22 protein-coding genes are annotated in these 21170 nt (G+C 61.3%); 15 read left to right on the top strand and 7 right to left on the bottom strand.

What is annotated here, in order from left to right; all coding sequences use genetic code 11:
• Positions 1–6 precede the first annotated feature (6 nt).
• On the top strand, positions 7–456 hold the full coding sequence (locus MESOP_RS25835; RefSeq protein WP_013896287.1) for a DNA polymerase III subunit chi: 450 nt from the start codon (positions 7–9) through the stop codon (positions 454–456).
• 28 nt (positions 457–484) lie between these two features.
• Here the strand turns inward: MESOP_RS25835 and MESOP_RS25830 are convergent, their stop codons facing one another.
• Both MESOP_RS25830 and MESOP_RS25825 read right to left on the bottom strand, forming a co-directional pair.
• A complete protein-coding gene (locus MESOP_RS25830) occupies positions 485–1003 on the bottom strand; it encodes a DUF995 domain-containing protein (protein ID WP_013896286.1) in 519 nt (172 codons plus the stop codon).
• A 61-nt stretch (positions 1004–1064) separates the two neighbouring features.
• The gene (locus tag MESOP_RS25825) at positions 1065–1988 is read right to left on the bottom strand and encodes a glycoside hydrolase family 26 protein (protein ID WP_013896285.1); all 924 of its coding nucleotides are present in this window, start codon (positions 1986–1988) and stop codon (positions 1065–1067) included.
• Between the two features lie 619 nt (positions 1989–2607).
• On the opposite strand from MESOP_RS25825, the gene MESOP_RS25820 reads away from it, so the two are divergent.
• The 4 genes from MESOP_RS25820 to MESOP_RS34085 all read left to right on the top strand — a co-directional run bounded on the left by MESOP_RS25820 (position 2608) and on the right by MESOP_RS34085 (position 6865).
• Positions 2608–4488, top strand: coding sequence for a glycosyltransferase family 2 protein (locus MESOP_RS25820; RefSeq protein ID WP_013896284.1), 1881 nt, complete (start codon positions 2608–2610; stop codon positions 4486–4488).
• Between the two features lie 385 nt (positions 4489–4873).
• Entirely contained in the window at positions 4874–5194 is a 321-nt protein-coding gene (locus tag MESOP_RS25815) for a hypothetical protein (RefSeq protein ID WP_224730475.1), read from the top strand.
• Positions 5195–5459: 265 nt separating this feature from the next.
• A complete protein-coding gene (locus MESOP_RS25810) occupies positions 5460–6164 on the top strand; it encodes a DUF995 domain-containing protein (protein WP_245264972.1) in 705 nt (234 codons plus the stop codon).
• Between the two features lie 287 nt (positions 6165–6451).
• Positions 6452–6865 carry a hypothetical protein gene (locus MESOP_RS34085; RefSeq protein WP_013896281.1) on the top strand — a complete coding sequence of 138 codons (414 nt, stop codon included), beginning with the start codon at positions 6452–6454 and terminating at the stop codon, positions 6863–6865.
• 1 nt (position 6866) lies between these two features.
• Here the strand turns inward: MESOP_RS34085 and galE are convergent, their stop codons facing one another.
• The 3 genes from galE to MESOP_RS25795 all read right to left on the bottom strand — a co-directional run bounded on the left by galE (position 6867) and on the right by MESOP_RS25795 (position 10202).
• Complete coding sequence (galE, locus tag MESOP_RS25805) at positions 6867–7895, bottom strand: UDP-glucose 4-epimerase GalE (RefSeq protein WP_013896280.1); 1029 nt, start codon at positions 7893–7895, stop codon at positions 6867–6869.
• Positions 7892–8929, bottom strand: coding sequence for a UDP-glucuronic acid decarboxylase family protein (locus MESOP_RS25800; RefSeq protein WP_013896279.1), 1038 nt, complete (start codon positions 8927–8929; stop codon positions 7892–7894). Before MESOP_RS25800 ends, galE begins: the two co-directional genes overlap by 4 nt.
• Before the next feature lie 802 nt (positions 8930–9731).
• A complete protein-coding gene (locus MESOP_RS25795) occupies positions 9732–10202 on the bottom strand; it encodes a carboxymuconolactone decarboxylase family protein (RefSeq protein WP_013896278.1) in 471 nt (156 codons plus the stop codon).
• An 86-nt stretch (positions 10203–10288) separates the two neighbouring features.
• On the opposite strand from MESOP_RS25795, the gene MESOP_RS25790 reads away from it, so the two are divergent.
• From MESOP_RS25790 to MESOP_RS25765, 6 genes are all read left to right on the top strand, one after another.
• A complete protein-coding gene (locus MESOP_RS25790) occupies positions 10289–10966 on the top strand; it encodes a TetR/AcrR family transcriptional regulator (protein ID WP_013896277.1) in 678 nt (225 codons plus the stop codon).
• A gap of 19 nt (positions 10967–10985) precedes the next feature.
• Entirely contained in the window at positions 10986–11597 is a 612-nt protein-coding gene (locus MESOP_RS25785) for a hypothetical protein (RefSeq protein ID WP_013896276.1), read from the top strand.
• On the top strand, positions 11594–12442 hold the full coding sequence (locus MESOP_RS25780; protein ID WP_013896275.1) for a 23S rRNA (adenine(2030)-N(6))-methyltransferase RlmJ: 849 nt from the start codon (positions 11594–11596) through the stop codon (positions 12440–12442). The genes MESOP_RS25785 and MESOP_RS25780 overlap by 4 nt, the downstream gene beginning before the upstream one ends.
• A gap of 97 nt (positions 12443–12539) precedes the next feature.
• On the top strand, positions 12540–12995 hold the full coding sequence (locus tag MESOP_RS25775) for a hypothetical protein (RefSeq protein ID WP_013896274.1): 456 nt from the start codon (positions 12540–12542) through the stop codon (positions 12993–12995).
• Positions 12996–13132: 137 nt separating this feature from the next.
• Complete coding sequence (locus MESOP_RS25770; RefSeq protein WP_013896273.1) at positions 13133–13714, top strand: TetR/AcrR family transcriptional regulator; 582 nt, start codon at positions 13133–13135, stop codon at positions 13712–13714.
• Entirely contained in the window at positions 13711–14547 is an 837-nt protein-coding gene (locus MESOP_RS25765; protein WP_013896272.1) for a DMT family transporter, read from the top strand. Before MESOP_RS25770 ends, MESOP_RS25765 begins: the two co-directional genes overlap by 4 nt.
• Before the next feature lie 79 nt (positions 14548–14626).
• Here the strand turns inward: MESOP_RS25765 and MESOP_RS25760 are convergent, their stop codons facing one another.
• A complete protein-coding gene (locus tag MESOP_RS25760) occupies positions 14627–14965 on the bottom strand; it encodes a transcriptional regulator (protein ID WP_013896270.1) in 339 nt (112 codons plus the stop codon).
• 589 nt (positions 14966–15554) lie between these two features.
• Between MESOP_RS25760 and MESOP_RS34080 the strand changes: the two genes are divergently transcribed.
• Complete coding sequence (locus MESOP_RS34080) at positions 15555–16013, top strand: hypothetical protein (protein WP_013896268.1); 459 nt, start codon at positions 15555–15557, stop codon at positions 16011–16013.
• Positions 16014–16433: 420 nt separating this feature from the next.
• Positions 16434–17030, top strand: a complete 597-nt coding sequence (locus MESOP_RS25750) for a glutathione S-transferase family protein (RefSeq protein WP_013896267.1) — start codon at positions 16434–16436, stop codon at positions 17028–17030.
• Between the two features lie 165 nt (positions 17031–17195).
• Here the strand turns inward: MESOP_RS25750 and MESOP_RS25745 are convergent, their stop codons facing one another.
• Entirely contained in the window at positions 17196–17849 is a 654-nt protein-coding gene (locus MESOP_RS25745) for an outer membrane protein (protein WP_013896266.1), read from the bottom strand.
• A 412-nt stretch (positions 17850–18261) separates the two neighbouring features.
• Here MESOP_RS25745 and MESOP_RS25740 point away from each other — a divergent pair, with 412 nt between their 5' ends.
• Complete coding sequence (locus MESOP_RS25740; RefSeq protein WP_013896265.1) at positions 18262–19023, top strand: SDR family oxidoreductase; 762 nt, start codon at positions 18262–18264, stop codon at positions 19021–19023.
• Positions 19020–21074: an excinuclease ABC subunit UvrC gene (uvrC, locus tag MESOP_RS25735; RefSeq protein WP_013896264.1), complete on the top strand. Its 2055-nt coding sequence runs from the start codon at positions 19020–19022 to the stop codon at positions 21072–21074. Before MESOP_RS25740 ends, uvrC begins: the two co-directional genes overlap by 4 nt.
• Positions 21075–21170 lie beyond the last annotated feature (96 nt).

Raw genomic sequence — 21170 nt, 5'->3', positions numbered from 1 at the left:
CGATCCATGGCCGAAGTGCTGTTCTACCATCTGACTGAATCCACGCTGGAGGATGCGCTGCCGGGTTTGCTCGAGCGCAGCGTCGATCGCGGCTGGCGCGCCGTGGTGCAGACCGGCACCGACGAGCGGCGCGATGCGCTAGACCAGCACCTGTGGACCTTCCGGGACGATTCGTTCCTGGCGCACGCGACCGATCGCGAGGCCTATCCCGGCGAGCAGCCTGTCCTGTTGACCACCGGCGACGGCAATCCCAACGAAGCCAAAATAAGGTTCCTGGTCGATGGCGCGGCGCCGCCCGACCTCAGCGGTTACGAGCGTGCCGTGTTCCTGTTCGACGGCCATGACGCCGCCCAGGTCGATGCGGCCCGGGCGCATTGGAAGACGATGAAGGACGCGGGCCACTCCGTGACCTATTGGCAGCAGACGCCGGACCGGCGCTGGGAGCGCAAGGCTTAGCCCTGCGGCTTTTCGCGAATGGCGCTGCCTACTGCTTTGCTTTGATCCGGTTTTCTTTCCGGGTGACGTAGTCGCCATGTTTCAGTTTCATGAATTCGTCCGCCAGGTTGCGATGCGAGCTCCTGAAGACATACCATTCTCCATCCGGAACCCGGCGCTGGTAGAGGATTCTGCCGGACTGGCGATGTTCGAAACAGGAAAGCGCGCTGGAGTCGCCTCCGGCGCCATGCCATTTTGCGCGAAAGCAAAGCTTGCCTCCCCCGGGAATGAACCAGATGCCGTCACCATAGCCCAGCTTGCCCTTGTCCGAGGTCCAGGCGCTGAACTGACGGCGCTGCACGGCAAAATACCCTGTGCCGTTTCGACCCCAGAGCCATGAACGGTTCTGGTACATTTGATAAATGCCTTCGTCAGGCACCACCTCGGCCTTCTTGGCCAGGTCGGCGATTTGCACCGCTGTCTTGGCCATTGCCGGAAGCTGGAAAGCAAGAAATACGATGGAACAGGCAAACGCCGTTCCGATACAATTCCCCAGTACTCGTTTCACGACCCCACCCCAACCATTTTACGCCACGCCCAGTTTTTACGCCTACACCCGGTCCAGCACCCTAGGGAAGGACGTGCTGGGTAACCCTCCAATCAGGCAGCCCGTAGCCCCCCAGCCACGGCCACACTTCCTTCTGATTGAAGTAGACGACCGAGGTCAGGGCCGGAAATTCCGAGTAGGACTTGCGGGAATCGGCCTCCCATTGCGAAACGTATCCCTGCTTCCCGACATAGCCGAGCTCAGCCACCTCGATCGGCTTGTTGAAACCCGCGACGCGATCATAGCCGGGCTTCAATGTCTCGGCGAACGTCCGGTCACGACCGGTCTCGTCATTGTCCTTTTTCTGCAGACCGAACACCGACAAGCCTATGACGTCGACATAGTCGTCGCCGGGGTAATATTTTTCCAGACCCTCGTCGCCTTTGGGTGACCACATGTATTTGGCGGCAGGGGCGGCTTTGCGGCAGATATCGACCTCGCGCTTGTAAGCGGATATCCAGTCCTTGGGCGCCCAGTTGGCCCAGGTGAAGCGACCGTTCTTGTCCTCCATTTCCTGCGCCCAGCGAATGGTCACGGGGCTCTTCATGCCTCCCACGAGATCGCAGATTGCCTGCATGTTGGCGTCATATCTGCCGCTCAATATGCCGTCGCGCAGTTCGTTCGGGGTGATGCGCCAGTCCTTCGACCAGGTCCACGGCTCGATGGTGATCAAGAGCGACCGGCCTCGCTGAAGCGCATAGGCGTCGGCCAAGGGCAGGCTCGCCAGGTCGACGTCTTCCCAAGGCAAGAACAGTTCCTCGATGCTGGCGCTCTTGTCGGCGGTGAAGTCGCCGTAGGGATCATAGGATCCGAACGCTGAAGCCGCACTGTTGGTCTGGACGGGATCCGTCCCAGCCGTGGAGCCAGCGCTTCCGATGGTCGGGAATGTCATGCTCCCACCCAACGCCAGGGCAATTGCAAGTGCACTTGCCGTATAGTTTTTCATATTTGTTCTCCCATCGCCTCAACTTCCCGCGGAAATCAAAGCGTCGCCACCGCGCGTCGATGCGTGATCGACACGACCGCCCAAAACCGATCGGCTCAGTTGGGGGAATCTGTGGGATTTCGGAGCGATTGGTGGCGTGCGAACCTCGCACGGAACCCACCCAAAATTGTCTCTCGAGGCACCGACACAAAGGAGCTACAGAGAGACTTCGCCGCGATACTCACAAATTCGCGTCAACATCCCGATATATATCATCCCTTGCTAAATTAAGAGCCGGCCGGGGCCAAGAGTCAAGTGCAATTAACGGTTGCTTAACCATGACATTCGCAACATGGTTAACGCTGCTCTTGGAACGCTACGGTCTGGTGGGGTCTGATCCCCATTCGTGAATCTCCCAGCGAAAAAATTCCCTATTTGCCCGGTCAGAACTGGCCTGGTGACCAGCAAGCATGTGGAATTCGTACTGCGATTCAACGCGTTAGGTTAACCAGTTCTCAAGAATCATAGTTAACGAGTTCTTAATTTAGTTGACTCTAAAGCAGCTCAAGCGGATTCTGTAGCCGGGTTTTGGGTTGTTGGCCGTCGGTCGGCTGACGTTCGAAGTGGCGGCGGTGCGTGTATGAGTGTTTCCGCGGACGTAGGAACCATCAGCGGTAGGACCAGCTCGAAACAAAGGCCTGGAGCGGCTCTGGCCAAGGCGGCAGGGAAGGCTCCTTTTCTCGTGCCCGTCCTGTCGGCTACCCATCAGCGGATTCTACGGTTCGGCTTAGCTTTCTGGTTCGTCACCCTCGGCTTTTTCTGGATCTGGTGGTTGAAGCCGGAGCATATCGAACATATCGGGCCATTCACCTTTGCAACACTCGTGCTGGCCTGGCTGACCTTGATGCCGATGTACTTCCTGCTTAATGTTCACGCGTCTAGGAAACCGTCCAAGCTTTACAGTATCCCGACGCGTTCGCGCGTCGCCATGGTGGTGACCAAGGCTCCGTCTGAACCCTTCTCCGTGGTGGCGCGCACGCTGCAAGCGATGCTTGTGCAGGATTATCCGCATGAGACCTGGCTGGCGGACGAGGACCCCTCGGAGGAGACGGTTCGATGGTGCGATGCCCACGGTGTACTGATCTCGACACGGCGCGGAAGGGAAGACTATCACCGCAAGACATGGCCGCGCCGCACCCGCTGCAAGGAAGGCAATCTGGCGTTCTTCTACGACCACTATGGTTATGAGCGTTATGATTTCGTCGCTCAGTTGGATGCCGATCATGTGCCGACGCCGACCTATCTCAGGGAAATCCTCTATCCCTTCGCCGATCCCGCAGTCGGCTATGTCTCGGCGCCCAGCATTTGCGACAACAATGCCGCCGAAAGCTGGTCTGCGCGTGGCCGGCTGTTTCCGGAAGGGATGTTCCATGGACCCTTGCAGTCCGGCCATACCGGCGGCGGGGCGCCGCTTTGCATCGGCTCGCACTATGCCGTGCGAACCAAGGCGCTGAAGGAGGCGGGCGGTCTTGGTCCGGAACTGGCAGAGGATCATTCCACCTCGATGCTGATCAACGCGGCCGGATGGCGCGGCGTGCACGCCTTGGATGCCATCGCGCATGGCGATGGGCCTCAGACTTTTGCCGATCTTATCACCCAGGAATTCCAATGGTCGCGGAGTCTGATGACGATCCTGCTCGAGTATTCGCCTGCATATTTGGCCAAGCTGTCGCCGCGGTTGAAGTTCCAGTTTCTTTTTTGCCAGCTCTGGTATCCTCTATTCGCCGTCTTTGCGTTGCTGATGTACGTCATGCCGATATATGCGCTGTTTACCGGGCGCAATTTCGCCAATGTCATGTATCTCGACTTCCTCTTCTACTACCTGCCGAATGCGGTCGCCCTGGTCGGCTTGGTAGTGATGCTGAAGGTTTTTGGCGTGTCGCGGCCGGTCACGGCCAAGACGATCAGTTGGGAGGGGACGCTGTTTCTGTTCTTCGCGCGCTGGCCCTGGGTGCTGGCCGGCACGCTATCGTCGCTGCGCGACTATCTGACCAAATCGTTCGTCGATTTCCGTGTCACGCCCAAGGGTAGCGGCCCCAAGCACCTTCTGCCAGTTCGTGCGTTCGCGCCCTACGTGATGCTGGCGATCGGTGCGGCGCTGCCGGTGTTGCTTGTGGAGCACCCCTTCGACGCCACCGGGTTCTACTGGTTCGCCGCGTTGAATGCCTTCCTCTATGGGCTTCTGGTGGCGGTCATCGTCGTGAGACATGTCATCGAGAACAAGGTTCCGCTGCGCGCCAATGCCGCGAGAGTCGCCTTGCAGGCGTCGCTCGCCATGCTGGCGCTCATCGTGCCGGCTATGAGTCTCTACGACCGTGGCATGGAGGGCGTCTACGGGCTGCAGCAAGGCGCGGTCGGCTTGCGCATCGTACGCATCGCCTATGTGGTTTCCGGTGCTGGCCAGGGCAATATCGGGACCCGAAAATTCTACTTTGATCCAGGTTGGGAAACCCGACGCTGACGCCCGGAGGCATCCGCGCAAAGAGCTGCGTTCGCCTTGGTTGACGGCCTCCATTGTCGGACGGCGAGCATTAGCCGCGGACGTAAAAATAAGATCAAATTTTAACAATATCCGATCGAGCGCCGGAAGGTGGCATTCACCACGCCGTTTGCGCGAATTTTAATAAGTATCCCCTAATATATGTTCATGATGTGAACGGCGATTGGCTGGTCACGCGGCGCGGAAGACACCAAAGAAAAATATCTCCGCATCCAATCAACTTGCGTTTTTCGGCAGGGGATAGACGATGAACAAGTTCATGAGGGGTTTGGCTGTAAAAGGCAGAAAAAATGCCTGGTCTATAGCCGCCATTGCATTGATGTCGATGGTCTCCGGTTGCCAGAGCATGGACGTGACTACGACCGGCTCGCTCGCCGGTAAGCTTGCCGCCGGTAAGCCTGCGGTGCATGCGCCGGCCAAGAAAATCCACTACGTCGGCAAGAAGCGGGTTGGCGTGTTCCATCGCAAGTCCCTCATGCAGACGAGCAGCGTGACGCGCACGACCGAGACGGCCTACGCCGTCTTCGTGCGGCCGCAGCGGGCCAGGATCGTCACGCCGGCGCCGATGAAGGTTTCCTATAGGCTGGGTGGTCCATTCCTCGGCCATTCGCCCTGGATTTGCGGCCCGAGCGGATTTGGCCAGCGCGCGGCTTGCCGCGCCCGTTAGCAAAAGTTCAGCGGGGGCTGGAATCCGGGTGCGGGGAGGGGGCGGAGCAAGCCGTGCCAGCCACCCGTCGCGCCCGGATTTACACAGCGCTGATATCAATCGACGACTGCCTTCGAACCCTCTTCCGCCGCCCCTCTTGGCTTGACGTCGAAGTCTCGAGCCAGCACGCGTTTACGCGGCCTGGCGCCTGCGGCCCGAAGCACCTGGCTATGGCGCGCAAGGTTGACATCGGCCTTTGCCCGACTGCTAATGCTCTCATGCCAAGGTGCTGACAGCGCTGCCCGAAACCTGGCGTTGCGTCGATGGGAGAGCGCTCCGTTGTGGCGCGTTCCCGGTCACGATCGGGTTGCTGCGGCGCTGGATCGAGATGTGGGACGACATGAGATCGCTGATTGTGCTGACGACTTCCACCGGATTGCCTCGGCCACGCACAAATAGAGATCGGGAACGCAGCTGGTCTGCCAGGCTTGCGCCTCTGCTGGTCATTTGCGGCCAGTTGGCATTTTCGGGAGCCGCTCATGCGGCTAACGAGAAGACCTCTAAGCCTGAGGAAGCAACCGTCACCGTTCCGACAGCCTTTGAATTGCAGCTTCTCTACGCCGACCATACATGGATATGGAAAGACGGAGCGGCCTATTTCGGAAAGGCCGATCGACCCCTCCGGGCCTGGACGTCGGGGCAGGATTCAGCCTCCGTCGCCGAGGGCAAGTGGTTGGTCATGAACAACGGCAAGATGTGCATGGACCTCGCCTGGCGGTCCAAGAGCTATAAGGGCAAGCAGCAGCGCACCTGCTACAGCCATCGCATCAAGGGCGGGTCCATCGAGCAGCGCAAGGATCCCGATGGGGAATGGTATGGGTTCAAGCGAACCCCCGAGGATCCTTCCGACGAATACCGGAAATTCGAAGTCGGCGACACCAAGAGCGCGCAGTTCGAAGAGACCCGCAAGCTGATTGATTCCAAGAATTAGGTCGCGTTCAGCCATCGAGCCGGTGGTGCCTTGAGCCTGTCAAGGAGCTTGCGAATCACCTATCGTAAGACTTCAGGACGGCCGGAGTTATCGGCGCGCCGATCTCCGATTAATTGCATTCAATTCTAAAGAAGAGCGAGACGCTGGCCTGCTGCACGGTCTGTTTAATAAGCGTCGTCTAATGTTTCTGCGTGATTGTAAGTGGCGAGTGGCTACTCATGCGGCGTGAAGCGACGAAAGCATGGAATGTCGTGCCCGCCGTCGGCTTTGATAGGAGGGGATACGTGATGGACCGTTCCGCAATGGGCGCATTTCGTCCAGGCAAATACAATTTGTGTGTTGTTGCGGCCGTGGCGATGGTTTCGGGTTGTCAGGGTCTGGATGCGACCAAAACCGATGCGGTCTTCATCAAGCCTGTGGTCCACTCGGTTCGAGGGAATTCCGCGGTCAAGCCGGTCTACGCCATGTCCACGGTTCATTCGTTTAGAATTGATCCTCCGCTCCTGACGACGAGTGCGATACGGACGACGGAAAATGCCTACGCTTTTACATCACCGCCACAGATGAAAGTTCACACGCCAGGGCCTGTGAAGGTCTCTTTCAATCCGGGCGATGACGGTGCATTCCCAGGCAGTTCGCCTTACATCTGCAGCCCCAGCGGATTTGGCCAACTCGCAAGTTGCCATCCCCGCTATCTCTAATCTATCGGGCGATGGCGAACGCTGGCGCCTCGGCCGGTGGCGCCATGGGTTTCGTCTCCAGTTCGAAGAATGGCGCCGCCGTCCTGACGATGGTATCGATATCGGAAAGCTCGGGCACGAAGCCAAGATGCTCGCGTGCGTTGCCTGGATCTGCATAGAGTTCCGCCGGATCACCGGGGCGCCGGGCCCTGAAGACGGCCGGAACCGGTCTTGACGTCACGCGGCTGACGGTCTGGACAATCTCCTTGATGGATACGCCTCGCCCGGTGCCGAGGTTCACCGCCAGGCTTTGTCCACCTCTCTCGAGATATTCGAGCGCTTTCAGATGGGCGCGTGCCAGATCGCTGACGTGGATATAGTCGCGCACGCACGTACCGTCCGACGTGTTGTAGTCGGTGCCGAAAACCTCGATCTCGTCGATGATGCCCGATGCGGCCATCAGTACCCTGGGAACCAGATGCGTTTCGGGTGAATGCCATTCGCCAAGTTCGCCGTCGGGATCGGCGCCGCAGGCGTTGAAATAGCGCAGGATCGCGAATTTCATTCCGTAGGCCGACGCATAGTCGCCGATGATCTGCTCGCCCATCAGCTTGGTACGCCCATAGGGGCTGATCGGATTTTGCGACGAACTCTCGCGAACGGGCAATGCTTCGGGCACGCCGTAGGTTGCACAGCTGCTGGAGAAGATGATGTTTTCGATTGAATTCGCGCGTGCCGCATCGAGCACCGCGATGGTGCCCATCACATTGGTCGAATAATAGTCGGCCGGCTCCTGAACGGACTCGCCGACATAGGCCAATGCCGCGAAATGGATGATGGCCGTCGGCCGGTGCGCGGCGATCGCCGCCTGCAGCGCATCGCGGTCCCGGATATCGCCGACGACAAGCGGACCCCAGAGGACGGATTTCTCGTTGCCCCGGCACAGATTGTCGAAAGCCACGGGTAGATAGCCGGCCGCGGCCAGCAGTTTGCAGGTGTGGCTGCCGATGAAGCCCGCCCCACCTGTCACCAGGATTGGCGGACGGCTCATGAAGCGGCTGCTTCTTTCGTCAGCCGGTTTCCGTAGAGCAAGGTGTCAAAATATTCGACGGTATGCGCCAGCCCCTGGCTCAGGCTGATCCGCGGCTGCCAGCCGAGATTGTCCCTGGCAAAGGAAATGTCCGGCCTGCGCTGCCGGGGGTCGTCGATAGGCAGTGGTCGATGCACGATCTTCGAACTGGAATTGGTATAGGCGACGACCAGCGTCGCCAGTTCCATGATGGTGAATTCGCCGGGGTTGCCGAGGTTGACCGGGTGGGCGGGCGCGCGCGGTGCGTTCATCAGCCGGACAAAGCCCTCGATCAGGTCGTCGGCATAGCAGAAGGAGCGTGTCTGCAGGCCGCTGCCGTAGACGGTAAGGTCTTCGCCGCGCAACGCCTGGACGATGAAGTTCGAGACGACGCGCCCGTCATCGGGCTGCATGCGCCGACCGTAGGTGTTGAAGATGCGGGCGACACGGACATCGAGGCCATATGTCCTCGAATAGTCGAAGAACAGCGTTTCGGCCGAGCGCTTGCCTTCATCGTAGCAGGAGCGCGGTCCGTGCGTGTTCACGTTGCCGAAATAGCCTTCTGGTTGCGGGTGCACGAGGGGGTCGCCATAGACCTCGGATGTCGAGGCCTGGAATATCTTGGCGTTGTTCCGACGCGCGAGCTCCAGCAGGTTCAGCGAACCGAGCACGCTTGTCTTGAAGGTATGGATTGGATCCGCCTGGTAGTGCGGCGGCGAGGCGGGGCAGGCAAGGTTGTAGATCTCGTCGACCCGAAGATCCAAAGGCAGTGCATTGACGATGTCGTGCTCGATGCAGGTGAATTTGGGATCGCGCAGAAGAGCGTTGAGGTTGTGTTTCTTCCCGGTGTGGAAATTATCCAGTGCGACGACTTCATATCCGTCCTGCAAAAGACGTTCGCACAGATGCGAGCCCAGGAACCCCGCGCCTCCCGCGACCAGGGCGCGACTTCTATGGTTGGCACCGCGTTGATCGTTCCGGGAACCAAGTTTCAGAACCTTGATGACCTTGCTCATGCTTTCCTCTCACGCAACGCACACGCTACCACCCTGGCCAGGACAAAGCATCGCCCGCCCACGTCCTTAAGAACGAGACAAAACTTTCCGCGTCCGCGGAGCCGCCATCACTGATGTGCGCCTATTGTTCTCTGAGTTTGCAAGGCCGATGCCGCGACGGCTTATAGTCTGCCGCTCAGCACTCCATGCGCCCCGAAATCGCGATCACAGGCCTGATGCCATCATCGTCGATTGCTCGCCCAAATTGCACATCCCAACACACCAAAAATATACCTGTGGAGGCCGTAGTCAACTAAATTAGCAATTCCTTAACCATCTTCATTTTCGAATGGTTAATCATGACGCCGGTGTCGACTTCGGGTTTGCCGCAAGGGTGCCCAGATAGATCCCTTTGTGATTCAACGCATTGGCTCGATAGTCCGGAATTTTCGTCGGATGCGACAGGCCGTTTTCGAGACGCCATCAAGGCTTTGCAGAGGATTGCCCAGTGGGGCGGTTTGGGTGCAACCCAGGAAATGTACCTGCATGGAAACGGGTCGGGCAAATGTCAATCTTCAGAGCGTAGCGAGATTGCTGCGCGGACCCGCTCGAGCCGGTCGCGGATACCCGCGACGGGCGACGGCCTGTATTCAGCTTCGTCGCCCCCGGAATCATTGATGAACAGAAGGGCGCATCAACCGGCTGGTCGATCAGGTCCCGGATCGGCCCCCGGAAGCAGTGTCCATTCGGTTTGAATATGCCAGGGCCGCCCATTTCCTTCCTGCCAGCGGCTATTGCCCGCCCATTTCCTTCTTGCCGGCGGCTATTGCCCGCCCATTTCGTTCTTGAACGTGTCGAAATCGATCTGCATGCCATTGAAGATGGTGCTCCAGTGGCGGGTCAGCGCGGACATCGCCACCGCTTCCTGGATCTCTTCTTCGGTGGCGCCGGCGCGCTTGGCGTCCTGCGTGTCCGACCATATGCAGTAGGTGCACGGAATCTGCGCCGCCACCGCCAGTGAGATCAGCGACTTGACCTTTGGCGGCAGCGCCGTCTTGTCGCTGAGCTCGATGGCCTTGACCTCGGCCCAGGCACCGGGCAGACCGGATTTCGGAAACTGCTTCACGAAGCTGGGCACGCCGCCCACGGTCGACTGGATGTCCTTGATTGTCGCATCATAGTCGTCGGCGTGCACGGGCGCCGTGGCGAGCGAGAGGATGCAGACCGAAGCGGCGAGCAGGGACGCACGGCGGATAGAAGAATGCACGGATGAAAGACTGCGATAGGCAGACATGGTTTTTCTCCTCTGGTCTTCGTTAGCCTTACGATGTAAGGTGACGTGGAAGATGAACCTTACAGTGTAAGTTGTCAAGCGACGCCATGGACTCATCGCTCAAAAAAAAGCGAGCGCGCGGGCGGCTGTCCCGCGAGATGATCGAGGACGCGGCCTTCGAAGTGATCGAGCGGGAGGGGCTTTCCGGCTTTTCGATGCGCAAGCTCGCGGCCGCCCTCGGCTGCGAGGCGATGAGCATCTATCATCACTTCCCTTCGCAAGCGCATCTCTATGAGGCGCTTGTCGATCGACAGGTCAGCACGATGGCAATTCCCGACGGCAGCATGCCGTGGCGCGAGAGCATTCGTCTCGTGATGCAGGAGTTTCGTCGCATCGCGACGGAGCATCCGGCCTTCGCGCCGTTCCTTGTCGTCTATCGGATGAATTCGCCGCCGTGCCTTGCCATGTTGAACGGCGTCATCGGCCTGTTCGAGGCAGGCGGTTTCGGCCCGGAACTCAGCGCCCGGCTGTTCCGCACCGCGAGCTACTACCTGTCCGGCGCGATCCTCGACGAAACTGCCGGCTATGCCAAGGGACCGTCGGCCGTCACCACCGTGAGCGAGGAGCGACTGGCGAAGGATTTTCCCAGCGTCATGAGAGCTGGAGCTTATTTCGGCACCGCTGGTTTCGACAAGACATTCGAGATCGGCCTTGACATGCTGCTGGACGAGATGGAACGCCTGCGCGAGGGTGTCAGCGCAAGCCGATCGTCCGGCAAGGGGTGATTGCAAGGTGACCGTCTGAATGCGCTTTCTGTTTGTCCTGATCCTGCTGGCCGGCGCCGGCGTCAGCGTCATCTATCCCTGGGCGATGACCAATTTCTCCGGCCGCGAGATCGGCACCTGGCGGGTCTATGAGCAGGGCCGCTTCAGGCCGCTGACCGTATCGCTGAAGAGCCGCGATGCACCGGTGCGGGTGCTTGTCGACCTCACCGCGAGGGCCGAAAGCATCGTTTCGCAGCAGCGTACTGTGCTGACGCTAACCGCGGCAACCAACGGCCGCACGGTGCTCGCCTCGACGCTGCAGTTCAACCACGTGGACAATCCGCGCCAGACCAGCCCGCAACTGCCCGACAAGATCTTTCGTGACGAGGCCGGACTGATCCCGGCGGTCAGCACCGGATCCTACCTCTTCACCGTAGGCCCGGGCGATGTCGAGGACATACCGATGCGGGCGGTCGACCTGATCTTGCGCTCCGGTGTCGGTGAAGCCGACAGCCGTGCGCGGCCGGTCGGCTTCTCCCTGATGGCGGTCGGCTTGATCGGCCTCCTGCTGTCCCTGCGCTTCGGCGGCGGCCGGCCGGACAATCCGAACTCGCAGCCGCCACCGCCGCGCTGGGGCAGGGGGACCACGTGAACTACCGTCACGCCTACCACGCCGGAAATTTTGCCGACGTCGTCAAGCATGTCGTGCTGACGCGCCTGCTCGAATACCTCAAGCAGAAGGACAAGGCGTTTCGCGTCGTCGACACCCATGCCGGCATTGGCCGTTACGATCTGTCGTCAGTCGAAGCGCAGAAGACCGGCGAGTGGCAGGGCGGCATCGGCCGGCTGATCGACGCCTCGTTCGATGCCAGGGCGGCGGCGCTGCTGGCGCCCTACCTGGAGACGGTGCGGTCGCTCAATCCCGAAGGCGGTGTAAAGAAATATCCAGGCTCGCCGCTGCTCGCACGCAATCTCCTGCGCAAGCAGGACCGGTTGTCGGCGATCGAATTGCACCCCAAGGACGCCGCAAGGCTGAAGGCGGAATTCGCCGGCGATTTCCAGGTGAGGGTGATGGAACTCGACGGCTGGCTGGCGCTCGGGGCGCATGTGCCGCCGAAGGAAAAGCGCGGCCTGGTGCTCATCGATCCGCCATTCGAGGAAGAGGGCGAGTTCGCCCGCCTCGTCGACGGGCTCATAAGGGCGCACAGGCGCTGGCCTGGCGGCATCTACGCGCTGTGGTATCCGATCAAGGACCGCAAGGCGATCATCGCCTTCAGGAAAGCGCTGAAGCAATCCGGCATCCCGAAAATCCTCGACATAGAATTCGAGATCAGGCCGGCCTCATCGGAACCCAGTCTCGACGGCAGCGGCATGGTGGTGGTCAATCCGCCCTTCACGCTGGAAGCCGAATTGCGAACCGTGCTGCCGGCACTCCACAAATTGCTCGCCGTGGCAAAGCCGGCGCACTGGATGCTGGAGTGGCTGGCCGCGGAATAGGTCGAGGTTTCGAACCGGGAAACCATTGTTTCGGCAACCGCTTGACCGACGCCAAGCGAATCCGCACAGTGCGCGCAATCGACCTTGAGAGGCTGTCATGACTCGCTTCGCCAAATCCGCATTTGCTGCCCTGATTTCGCTCTGCACTTCGCTCGCCGCACCCCTCGGTGTCACCCAGGCTGTGCAGGCGGCCGACCTTGTCGGCGTCTATCCCGACGACGATGGCGGCGTCTGCGGCGAGCCTTGGGTGCTGAACAAGATCACCCACCGCTTCTCCTACCAGGTGCATCACGTGCCGCACCTGCCGGATGTGCAGATCACCGATTTCCGGCGCATCCACCAGCACCGCTATCTGCCCGCCAACGACACCTGGCCGATCGGCCGCCGCTACTGCGGCGCCACCGTCAGTCTCTCTGACGGCCGTGACCGGACCATCTGGTACCTGATCGAGGAAGGGCAGGGCTTCGCTTCGATAGGCGACAATGTCGAATTCTGCGTTTCGGGCTTCGACCGCTGGATGGTCTACAACGGCCGCTGCCGCGTCCTGCGCTGAACGCAGCCTTCCTTTCGCGATCCCTTTTCGCGCTCGCAGCCTGATCGGCCGCGGGCGCTTTCGCGTGCCGTGTTGACAGCCAATGCGATCCATCGCATAAGGATGAGACAGACCTGTCTCATCACTTGGTAGGCCCCATGACATCATCGCCAGCTTCCGACAAACGTCAGCATGTCGTCGAAACGGCCTACGCGCTGTTCAAGCGCGCCGGCTTCCATGCCACCGGTATCGACCGGATCATCGCCGAGGCCGACGTGGCCAAGATGACGATGTATCGCCATTTCCCCAGCAAGGACGAACTGATCGTCGAGGTGCTCGACTATCGCGCCAGGCGGTTTGATCGCCAGCTCGACCGGCTTGCCCTGGAGGGCATCACGCCGGAGCAGAAAATCGCCAGGATCTTCGACTGGCATGGGCGATGGTTCCGCAGCCCGGATTTCCACGGCTGCCTGTTCGCGCATGCGCTGGCCGAGTTTGGCGATCCCGGGCACCCGGTGTTCAAGGCGGTCGCCAGGCAGAAGAACGGCTTGAGGCAACGCATGCAGGCGATCCTGTCGGATGCGATGCCGCCTGGCCGCGCCGAGAGCGTGGCGGCGACACTTTTGATGCTGATCGAAGGTGCGACGCTGATGGCGCAGATGGGGCAGGCGGACACCGTCATCCGCGACGCCCGCAAGGCCGCCCTGGGCATCATCGCCGCCTCGCGCAGGCCGCAATGAGCCCGCTGGTCATCGGGCTCGCGCTCCTTGCCGCGATCCTGCACGCAACCTGGAACGCTTTCCTGCGAACCGGAGCCGACAGGTTGTGGACCGTCACCGTCATGAGCTTCTCCAGCACGGCGCTCGCCATCCCCTACGCGCTCCTCAGCGGCTTTCCGGCCACATCAGCCTGGCCCTATGTCGGGCTCTCGGCCGGCCTTCAGGTCGGCTACAGCGCGTTTCTGGTGGCCGCCTACAGATATGGCGAACTCGGGCAGGTCTATCCCATCGTTCGCGGCAGCGTGCCGCTGCTCGTCACGCTCGGCGGATTTCTGCTGGCCAACCAGCAGCTCACCATGCCGCAGACCATAGGCGTTGCCCTGGTCGGTGGCGGCATCATGGGTCTTTCGCTCGGACGGGGCAGGGCGGCCACGACATCGATCCTCTATGCGCTGGCAACGGGAGCGATCATCGCCGCCTATGCAACGGTCGATGCCATCGGCGTTCGCACGGCGGGAAATGCCGGCGCCTACACCGCCTGGGTCTTGCTGATCTACGGTGCATTGCTGCCGGCGACATTTGTCGCCTGCCGTGGCCGGCTCACCGTCGACCCGCGCGCGCCGGAAACCTGGAAGGCGCTGGGCGGCGGCTTGTTCGCGCTTCTGGCCTATGGCGTGGTGGTCGCCGCCTTCGCGCTCGGGCCGGCCGGGCCCATCACCGCGATCCGCGAAACCAGCGTCGTCTTCGCCGCCTTCATCGGACGCTTCTTTCTCGGCGAGACGCTGACGCCACGACGGATCGGCGCTTGCGCCATCGTCGCGATCGGCGCCATCTGCTTCGGCTACCAGCCATGACGACAATGGACGTGCCGGTCGAACCGGGCGGCGGCAGCGCCTGCGGCTCGTTTGCCGGCCGCGACCGATCGCCAATGATCTACGACGAGCGCCGCCGCGTTCTGCGTTGAGGGCGATCCGCCGCCGGTTCCGCTTCGTCGAGGATGGCCCGAAGCCAGGCGGCATGACTGCGAAAGGCGCGCCGCCCGACCGTCGTTGCCCAGACCCGCGTTTGTGGCCGCCGCTCGACGAACAGCTTTTCGACATCGACGTAGCCGACCCTTGCAAGCGTCTCGATGTGCGCGCCGAGATTGCCGTGCGTGGCTTCGACCATGTCCTTTAATCGTGTGAATTCAAGCGCTTCGCGCCTGTCCAGCGTGTGCAGGATGGCCATGATCCTGAGCCGCGTGCTTTGATGTATGACCTCGTCGGTGCTCATGAATTGGCTCCGGCGTGACAAGGCCGCGGGTAATCCACGGCGATGCCGTCGCCATGGAGCGTTGTCTCCGCGTTTCCCCACAGCGACAGCGTCGTTTCCTCTTCTGCGATCCGCATCGAAACAGCCTTCTGTTTTTCACAAAATACTCTGTCATGCAGAGTAGTCTGTCAATTGGCAAAAAGGTGAGGCGATGGAATCAAACTTGACAAGGTGATGGACAGATCGGTCGTCGCATTGCTCTCACGGTCCGCGTAGATCGTGCAACCACCAAAGATGATTGTATCGACGAAGCAGCGGCTCTTGATGTTCGCGGCTGACGATCGATGCGCGAGGCTGGTTGTTGATCTTCGAAGCTTCACGCCACGACCGGTCTCACTGCGTGCGAAGAATGCCGGTATCAAATTGCTGGCGATGTCTGAAGATCAGCGGCGAATTTTTGCCATGACGAGTGAGATCGTGTGTCGATCTCAATCAAAATTTAAGCTGACGAAATCATACCATTGCTTCGCTGGCTAGCGAGCCGCGAGTCAGATATGCATTGCGCGCCGGGGTCATTCACGGCCATCGGCATAACGTGAAGGGGCATGACATGGCTAAGCAGTCATCTAAAGCGCCGGCATCCAAGGCACCGGCAAAGAAAGCACCCGCAAAAGCAGTCGCGGCGAAGGCCGCAACGGCAGTGAAGAAAGCAGCGCCTGCGAAGGCGGCGGCAAAGCCCGCAGCGAAGGCGCCGGCGAAGAAGCCCGTGGCCAAGGCTGCGGCGAAACCGGCAGTGAAGAAGGCAGCGCCGGCCAAGGCAGCGGCAAAGCCGGCAGCCAAGGCAGCACCGGCGAAGAAGCCTGTGGCCAAGGCGGCGGCAAAACCCGCGGCCAAGGCAGCGGCAAAACCCGCGGCCAAGAAGGCGGCACCGGCGAAGAAGCCTGTGGCCAAGGCCGCGGCAAAGCCTGCTATGAAAGCTGCGGCAGCCTCGACCAAGCCCGCGGTGAAGAAAGCCGCGCCGAAGGCCAAGGCAGCGCCTGCGAAGGCGAAGGCTCCGGCCAAGAAGTAGACCGGGCCGTTGGGGCGTCGCGCGTCCTTCGGGACTCGGCAAGGACGCTCTGACGCTCTGGATTGAACTATCTCGGCAACGGCTTCAGCCCGGTTGGCTGAACGTCGGGGAAAGGCAGAGGGCAAGCAAAGCGAGGCGCCGGTTGGCTGCCTCGCTCGCCTGCCTGATTGTCTCCTTGCCGCGCTTGGCGGAGGGTCCCGATGCAATGCCCGGGACCTATGAGACGCGAACGCAGATATGAGTCCCATCAGCCTGCTGTCGGCGTCCGCCTGCGTTTCCCAGCCTACCAATCTGTAAGCTTGTCGAGATGCTTGGGGCAGGAACCGCAACCGATTCCTGGCTGCTATTTTTTCGCGCTCTGGCGGTTGATCGCAAGAACCTGTCAGCCGACAGTGGACGTCTGCAAACAGGAAATCGATCATGCCGAAACTGCTCTACGCATCCACCTCTCCTTACAGCTCCAAGGTAAGGATGGCCGCGGCCTATGCCGGGATCGTGATCGAGCAGGTTCCGGTGAAGACCGAGGACCGGCCGGCCGATCTGATCGGCGCCAATCCGCTTGGCAAGATTCCGGTGCTGGTGCTCGACGACGGCCGTTCCATCCACGACAGCCGCGCCATCACCCAGCATCTCAACCGGATTTCGAAGAACGCGCTGTTCCCGCGCAATCCCGACAAGCGGTTGGAGGCCGAGGTGCTGGAGGCGCTGGCCGACGGCATTTGCGACTGTGCGCTGTCGATGGTCTATGAGCGCCGCACCCGGCCTGAGGAGATGGTCTATCAGCCCTGGCTCGATCGCCAGTGGGCGAAGATCACGGCTGCTCTCGATCAGCTCAATGCCAACCCGCCCAAACTGCCGAAGAAGATCACCGCTGGGCAGATGGCGTTGCGGGCTTGCCTTGGCTATCTCTCCTTGCGCTTTGCCGGGAAATGGGAAAAGGGCCGTGGCCGGCTCACCCGCTGGGCGGCGCGCTTCGACGAAAAATTCCCGGAACTGAAGCCCGCGGTTCCGGGCTGACGGGCGGCGTCGACAATGGAGATTAGCGAAGCCGAGGCGACGAACCAATCTCCCCCTTGCGGGGAAGATGCCCGGCAGGGCAGAGGGGGTGCTGGCGCGGCGCAGCGTGGGTAATAAAAAAGCCGGGCGCGAGGCCCGGCTTTTTCGTGTCGTGGCTTGAACGACTTAGAACTTCATACCGAGGCCGAAGGTCACCCGGTTGTCGGTTGCCTTCACCTTGCCGATGTTATCGAAGCTCTTGCTGCCGAAGTCGGTGTAGCGGTACTCGACACGGCCGAACACATTGTCGGTCAGCTTGATGTCGGTGCCGAGACCAGCGGTCCAGCCGAGCATGGTGGCGGTGTCGCTACCAAAGGTATCATCTTCCACCTTCAGGCTCCTGCCGGCGAGACCGCCGGTGCCGTAGAGCAGGATTTCCGGGGTCACGGCGTAGCCGAGACGGGCACGCAGCGAGCCTTCGAAGCCGCCCTTGGAGTGGACGCCATTGTCGTCGCCCTTGACGCCGTTGTAGCCGAGTTCGGCTTCACCGCCGTACACGAAGTTCTCCTGCTGCCACTGATAGCCGCCGAAGACGCTGCCGACGAAACCCTTGGTGTCGGTTTCAAAGCCGAGATCCTTTTCCTTGGTACGGCCGCTGAAGCCATAGCCGAGGTTGATACCGGCGTAGGGGCCGGCCCAGGATGCGACGGGCAGTTCGGCAACCGGGGCGGGTGCCGGCGGCTCTTCCTGGACGACGTCTGCGGCATAGGCAGTTCCGCCGAGGGCGAAGAGCCCGAGCGCAACGGCCAGCGGCCGTGCGAATTTGAGATTGGCTTGCATTGTTCTCTACTCCTTAAGCCACAGGACACAGGCTTGTTTCTCACGATCGCCATCAACCCGTCCGGGGGGTGAAACGGATCTGGCGTTCGTCGGTTCCAAATGTCGTGTCAAAATGCGGCTGAACCGAACCTGAACTTGGGTCATTCCCCGGCACGAATGAGGCAGAACCTTGACGTTGCATCTTCGCAACAGCGAAATGTCAGCAGCCCGGTCATGTTGCGCTGCACACCGCTTGGTGCAAGGAGTCCAGCGCCCTATATTGGAGTGCTGCCGGCCTCGGGACACGGCGAGTCGGAATACCCGCCGGGCGGTTTCGCCACAATGCTGCCCCAGGTGCAAATGCCGTTTAACGGATGGCAGGCCATATTTCGCCGGCGCCGTTATTCGTGCCGAAATTGAGGATTGACAGAAGATGAGCAAAGCCACCGCGGCGCTGGTGACCGGCGGGGCGAAACGGATCGGCAAGGCGATCGTCGAGGATCTCGCCGGCCATGGTTTTGCAGTCGCCATCCACTCCAACCGCTCGCACGACGAGGCGGACGCGTTGGCCGCGGGGATCAACCGGTCTGGCGGCCGCGCCGCCGTGGTGGCGGCGGACTTGACCGACATGGACGCCGTCAGCGACCTCGTCGGCCAGGCGGAAGCAGCGCTTGGCCCCATCTCGCTGCTGGTCAACAACGCGTCGCTCTTCGTCGACGATTCGGTTGAGGATTTCGACTGGCAGGCCTGGGACCGGCACTTTGCCATTCACGTGAAAACCCCGGCGCTGTTGGCGCAGAATTTCGCCCGCTCCTTGCCGGAAGGACAGGAGGGGCTGATCGTCAACATCATCGATCAGCGTGTCTGGCGGCCGACGCCGCGCTATTTTTCCTATGCGCTGTCGAAGTCGGCACTATGGACCCAGACCCAGATGCTGGCGCAGGCGCTCGGGCCCGGCATCCGTGTCAACGCGATCGGTCCGGGCCCAACGCTGAAGAACCTGCGCCAGGATGATTCCGATTTAGATGCGCAGGTCGCCGGCCTGATCCTGAAGCGCGGCCCGGAATTGCCGGAATTCGGCGCCACAATACGCTATCTCTGGGAGGCGCGCTCGGTCACCGGCCAGATGATCGCGCTCGATGGCGGCCAGCACCTTGCGTGGCAGACGCCCGATGTGACAGGCATGGCGGAATGAGTCCTTTGGATCACAAGAACAAGGCGCGCGGCGGCGCCGAAGATCTTCCTCCCGAAATCGACATCGAGGATGAAGCGCTCGAGGAGATCGTCGAACCCGCCGGCCCGGATGTCGCCTTCACGGCGATCGACTGGACGCCGCATGCCGGCGACGCCGAAGGCATGGTCGGCGCCGAGGTGATCCAGACGCTGGTCAAGCGGTTGCCCAATGCGCCAGGCGTTTATCGCATGATGAACGCCGCCGGCGACGTGCTCTATGTCGGCAAGGCGCGCAGCCTGAAGAAGCGCGTCACCAACTACGCGCAAGGCAGGTTCCACACCAACCGCATCGGCCGCATGGTGCGCGAAACGTCGACGATGGAGTTCGTCGTCACCCGCACCGAAATCGAGGCGCTGCTGCTCGAAGCCAATCTTATCAAGCGCTTGCGGCCGCGATTCAACGTGCTGATGCGCGACGACAAGTCGTTCCCCTATATTCTCCTGACCGGCGACCATATCTCGCCTGGCATCTACAAGCATCGCGGCGCACGCTCGCGCAAAGGCGACTATTTCGGGCCTTTTGCCTCGGCCGGCGCTGTCGGCCGCACCATCAATTCGCTGCAGCGCGCTTTCCTGCTGCGCAGTTGCACCAACTCCTTTTACGAGAACCGGTCGCGGCCCTGCCTGCTCTACCAGATCAAGCGCTGCGCCGGTCCGTGCACGGGAGAGATCTCGCATGAGGGCTATGCCGAACTGGTCGAGGAGGCGAAGGATTTTCTCTCCGGCCGCAGCCAGAAGGTGAAGACCGAGATTTCGGCCGCCATGCAGCAGGCCTCGGAGGATCTCGATTTCGAGCGCGCCGCCATCTACCGCGACCGGCTGGCCGCGCTGGCGCACGTGCAGAGTCATCAGGGCATCAACCCGGCGACAGTCGACGAGGCGGATGTCTTCGCCATCCACCAGGAGGGCGGCCAGGTCTGCATCCAGGTGTTCTTCTTCCGCACCGGCCAGAACTGGGGCAACCGCGCCTATTTCCCGAAGGCCGATCCGGCGCTGGAAGGATCGGAAGTGCTGGGCTCGTTCCTGGCGCAGTTCTATGACGACAAGCCGACGCCGCGCGCCATTCTTCTGTCGCAGACTGTCGAGGATCAGGAACTGTTGGCGGAGGCACTCTCGACCCGGGCCGGCCGCAAGGTGGCGATCTCGGTGCCGCAGCGCGGCGAGAAGAAGGACCTGACCGACAATGCCTTGCAGAATGCGCGCGAGGCGCTTGGCCGCCGGTTGGCCGAAACCTCGACGCAAGGCCGGCTGCTTGCCGGTTTCGCCGAGACATTCGGCCTGGCCAAGCCACCCGTGCGCATCGAGGTCTACGACAACTCGCATATCATGGGCACGAATGCCGTTGGCGCCATGGTTGTCGCGGGGCCGGAAGGGTTTGTGAAAAACCAGTACCGGAAATTCAACATCCGCTCGACCGAGATCACGCCGGGTGACGATTTCGGCATGATGCGCGAAGTGATGGAGCGGCGCTTTTCGCGGCTGCTCAAGGAACATGGCGATGTCAAGCCGGATGATGTTACGGAAGCAGCCGACGAAGACGATATCTCCGGCAGCTTCCCGGCCTGGCCCGATGTCATCCTGATCGATGGCGGCCAGGGCCAGATGACGGCGGTGCGCAAGATCCTCTCGGATCTCGGCATCGAGGATCGCGTCGTGGCCATCGGCATCGCCAAGGGCCAGGACCGCGACGCCGGACGCGAGCGCTTCTTCGTCAAGGGCAGGGACTCGTTTTCGCTGCCCGTGCGCGACCCCGTGCTCTACTTCGTCCAGCGCCTGCGCGACGAGGTCCACCGCTTCGCCATCGGTTCGCACCGGGCCCGCCGCAAGAAGGAAATGGTCAAGAGCCCCCTCGACGAGATCAGTGGCATCGGCCCGGGCCGCAAGCGCGCTCTGCTTTTGCATTTCGGCACCGCCAAGGCGGTCAGCCGTGCCGCCATCGAGGATCTGAGGAAAGTCGACGGTATTTCCGAACAGGTGGCGAAACTGGTCTACAATCACTTCCATGAAAGCTGAAAATTCGGCACTTTCATCTGGCCAGTCGAATCTGGCCTGTTGACCCCCTACATTCGCTTCTGATTTGAGTACGCAGGCAGAAAGAGTCCCCCAGAC

Source organism: Mesorhizobium opportunistum WSM2075 (genome assembly GCF_000176035.2).
Taxonomy (GTDB): domain Bacteria; phylum Pseudomonadota; class Alphaproteobacteria; order Rhizobiales; family Rhizobiaceae; genus Mesorhizobium; species Mesorhizobium opportunistum.
Note: the sequence above shows the minus strand (reverse complement) of the source record. Positions and strands in the feature narration are given on the sequence as shown.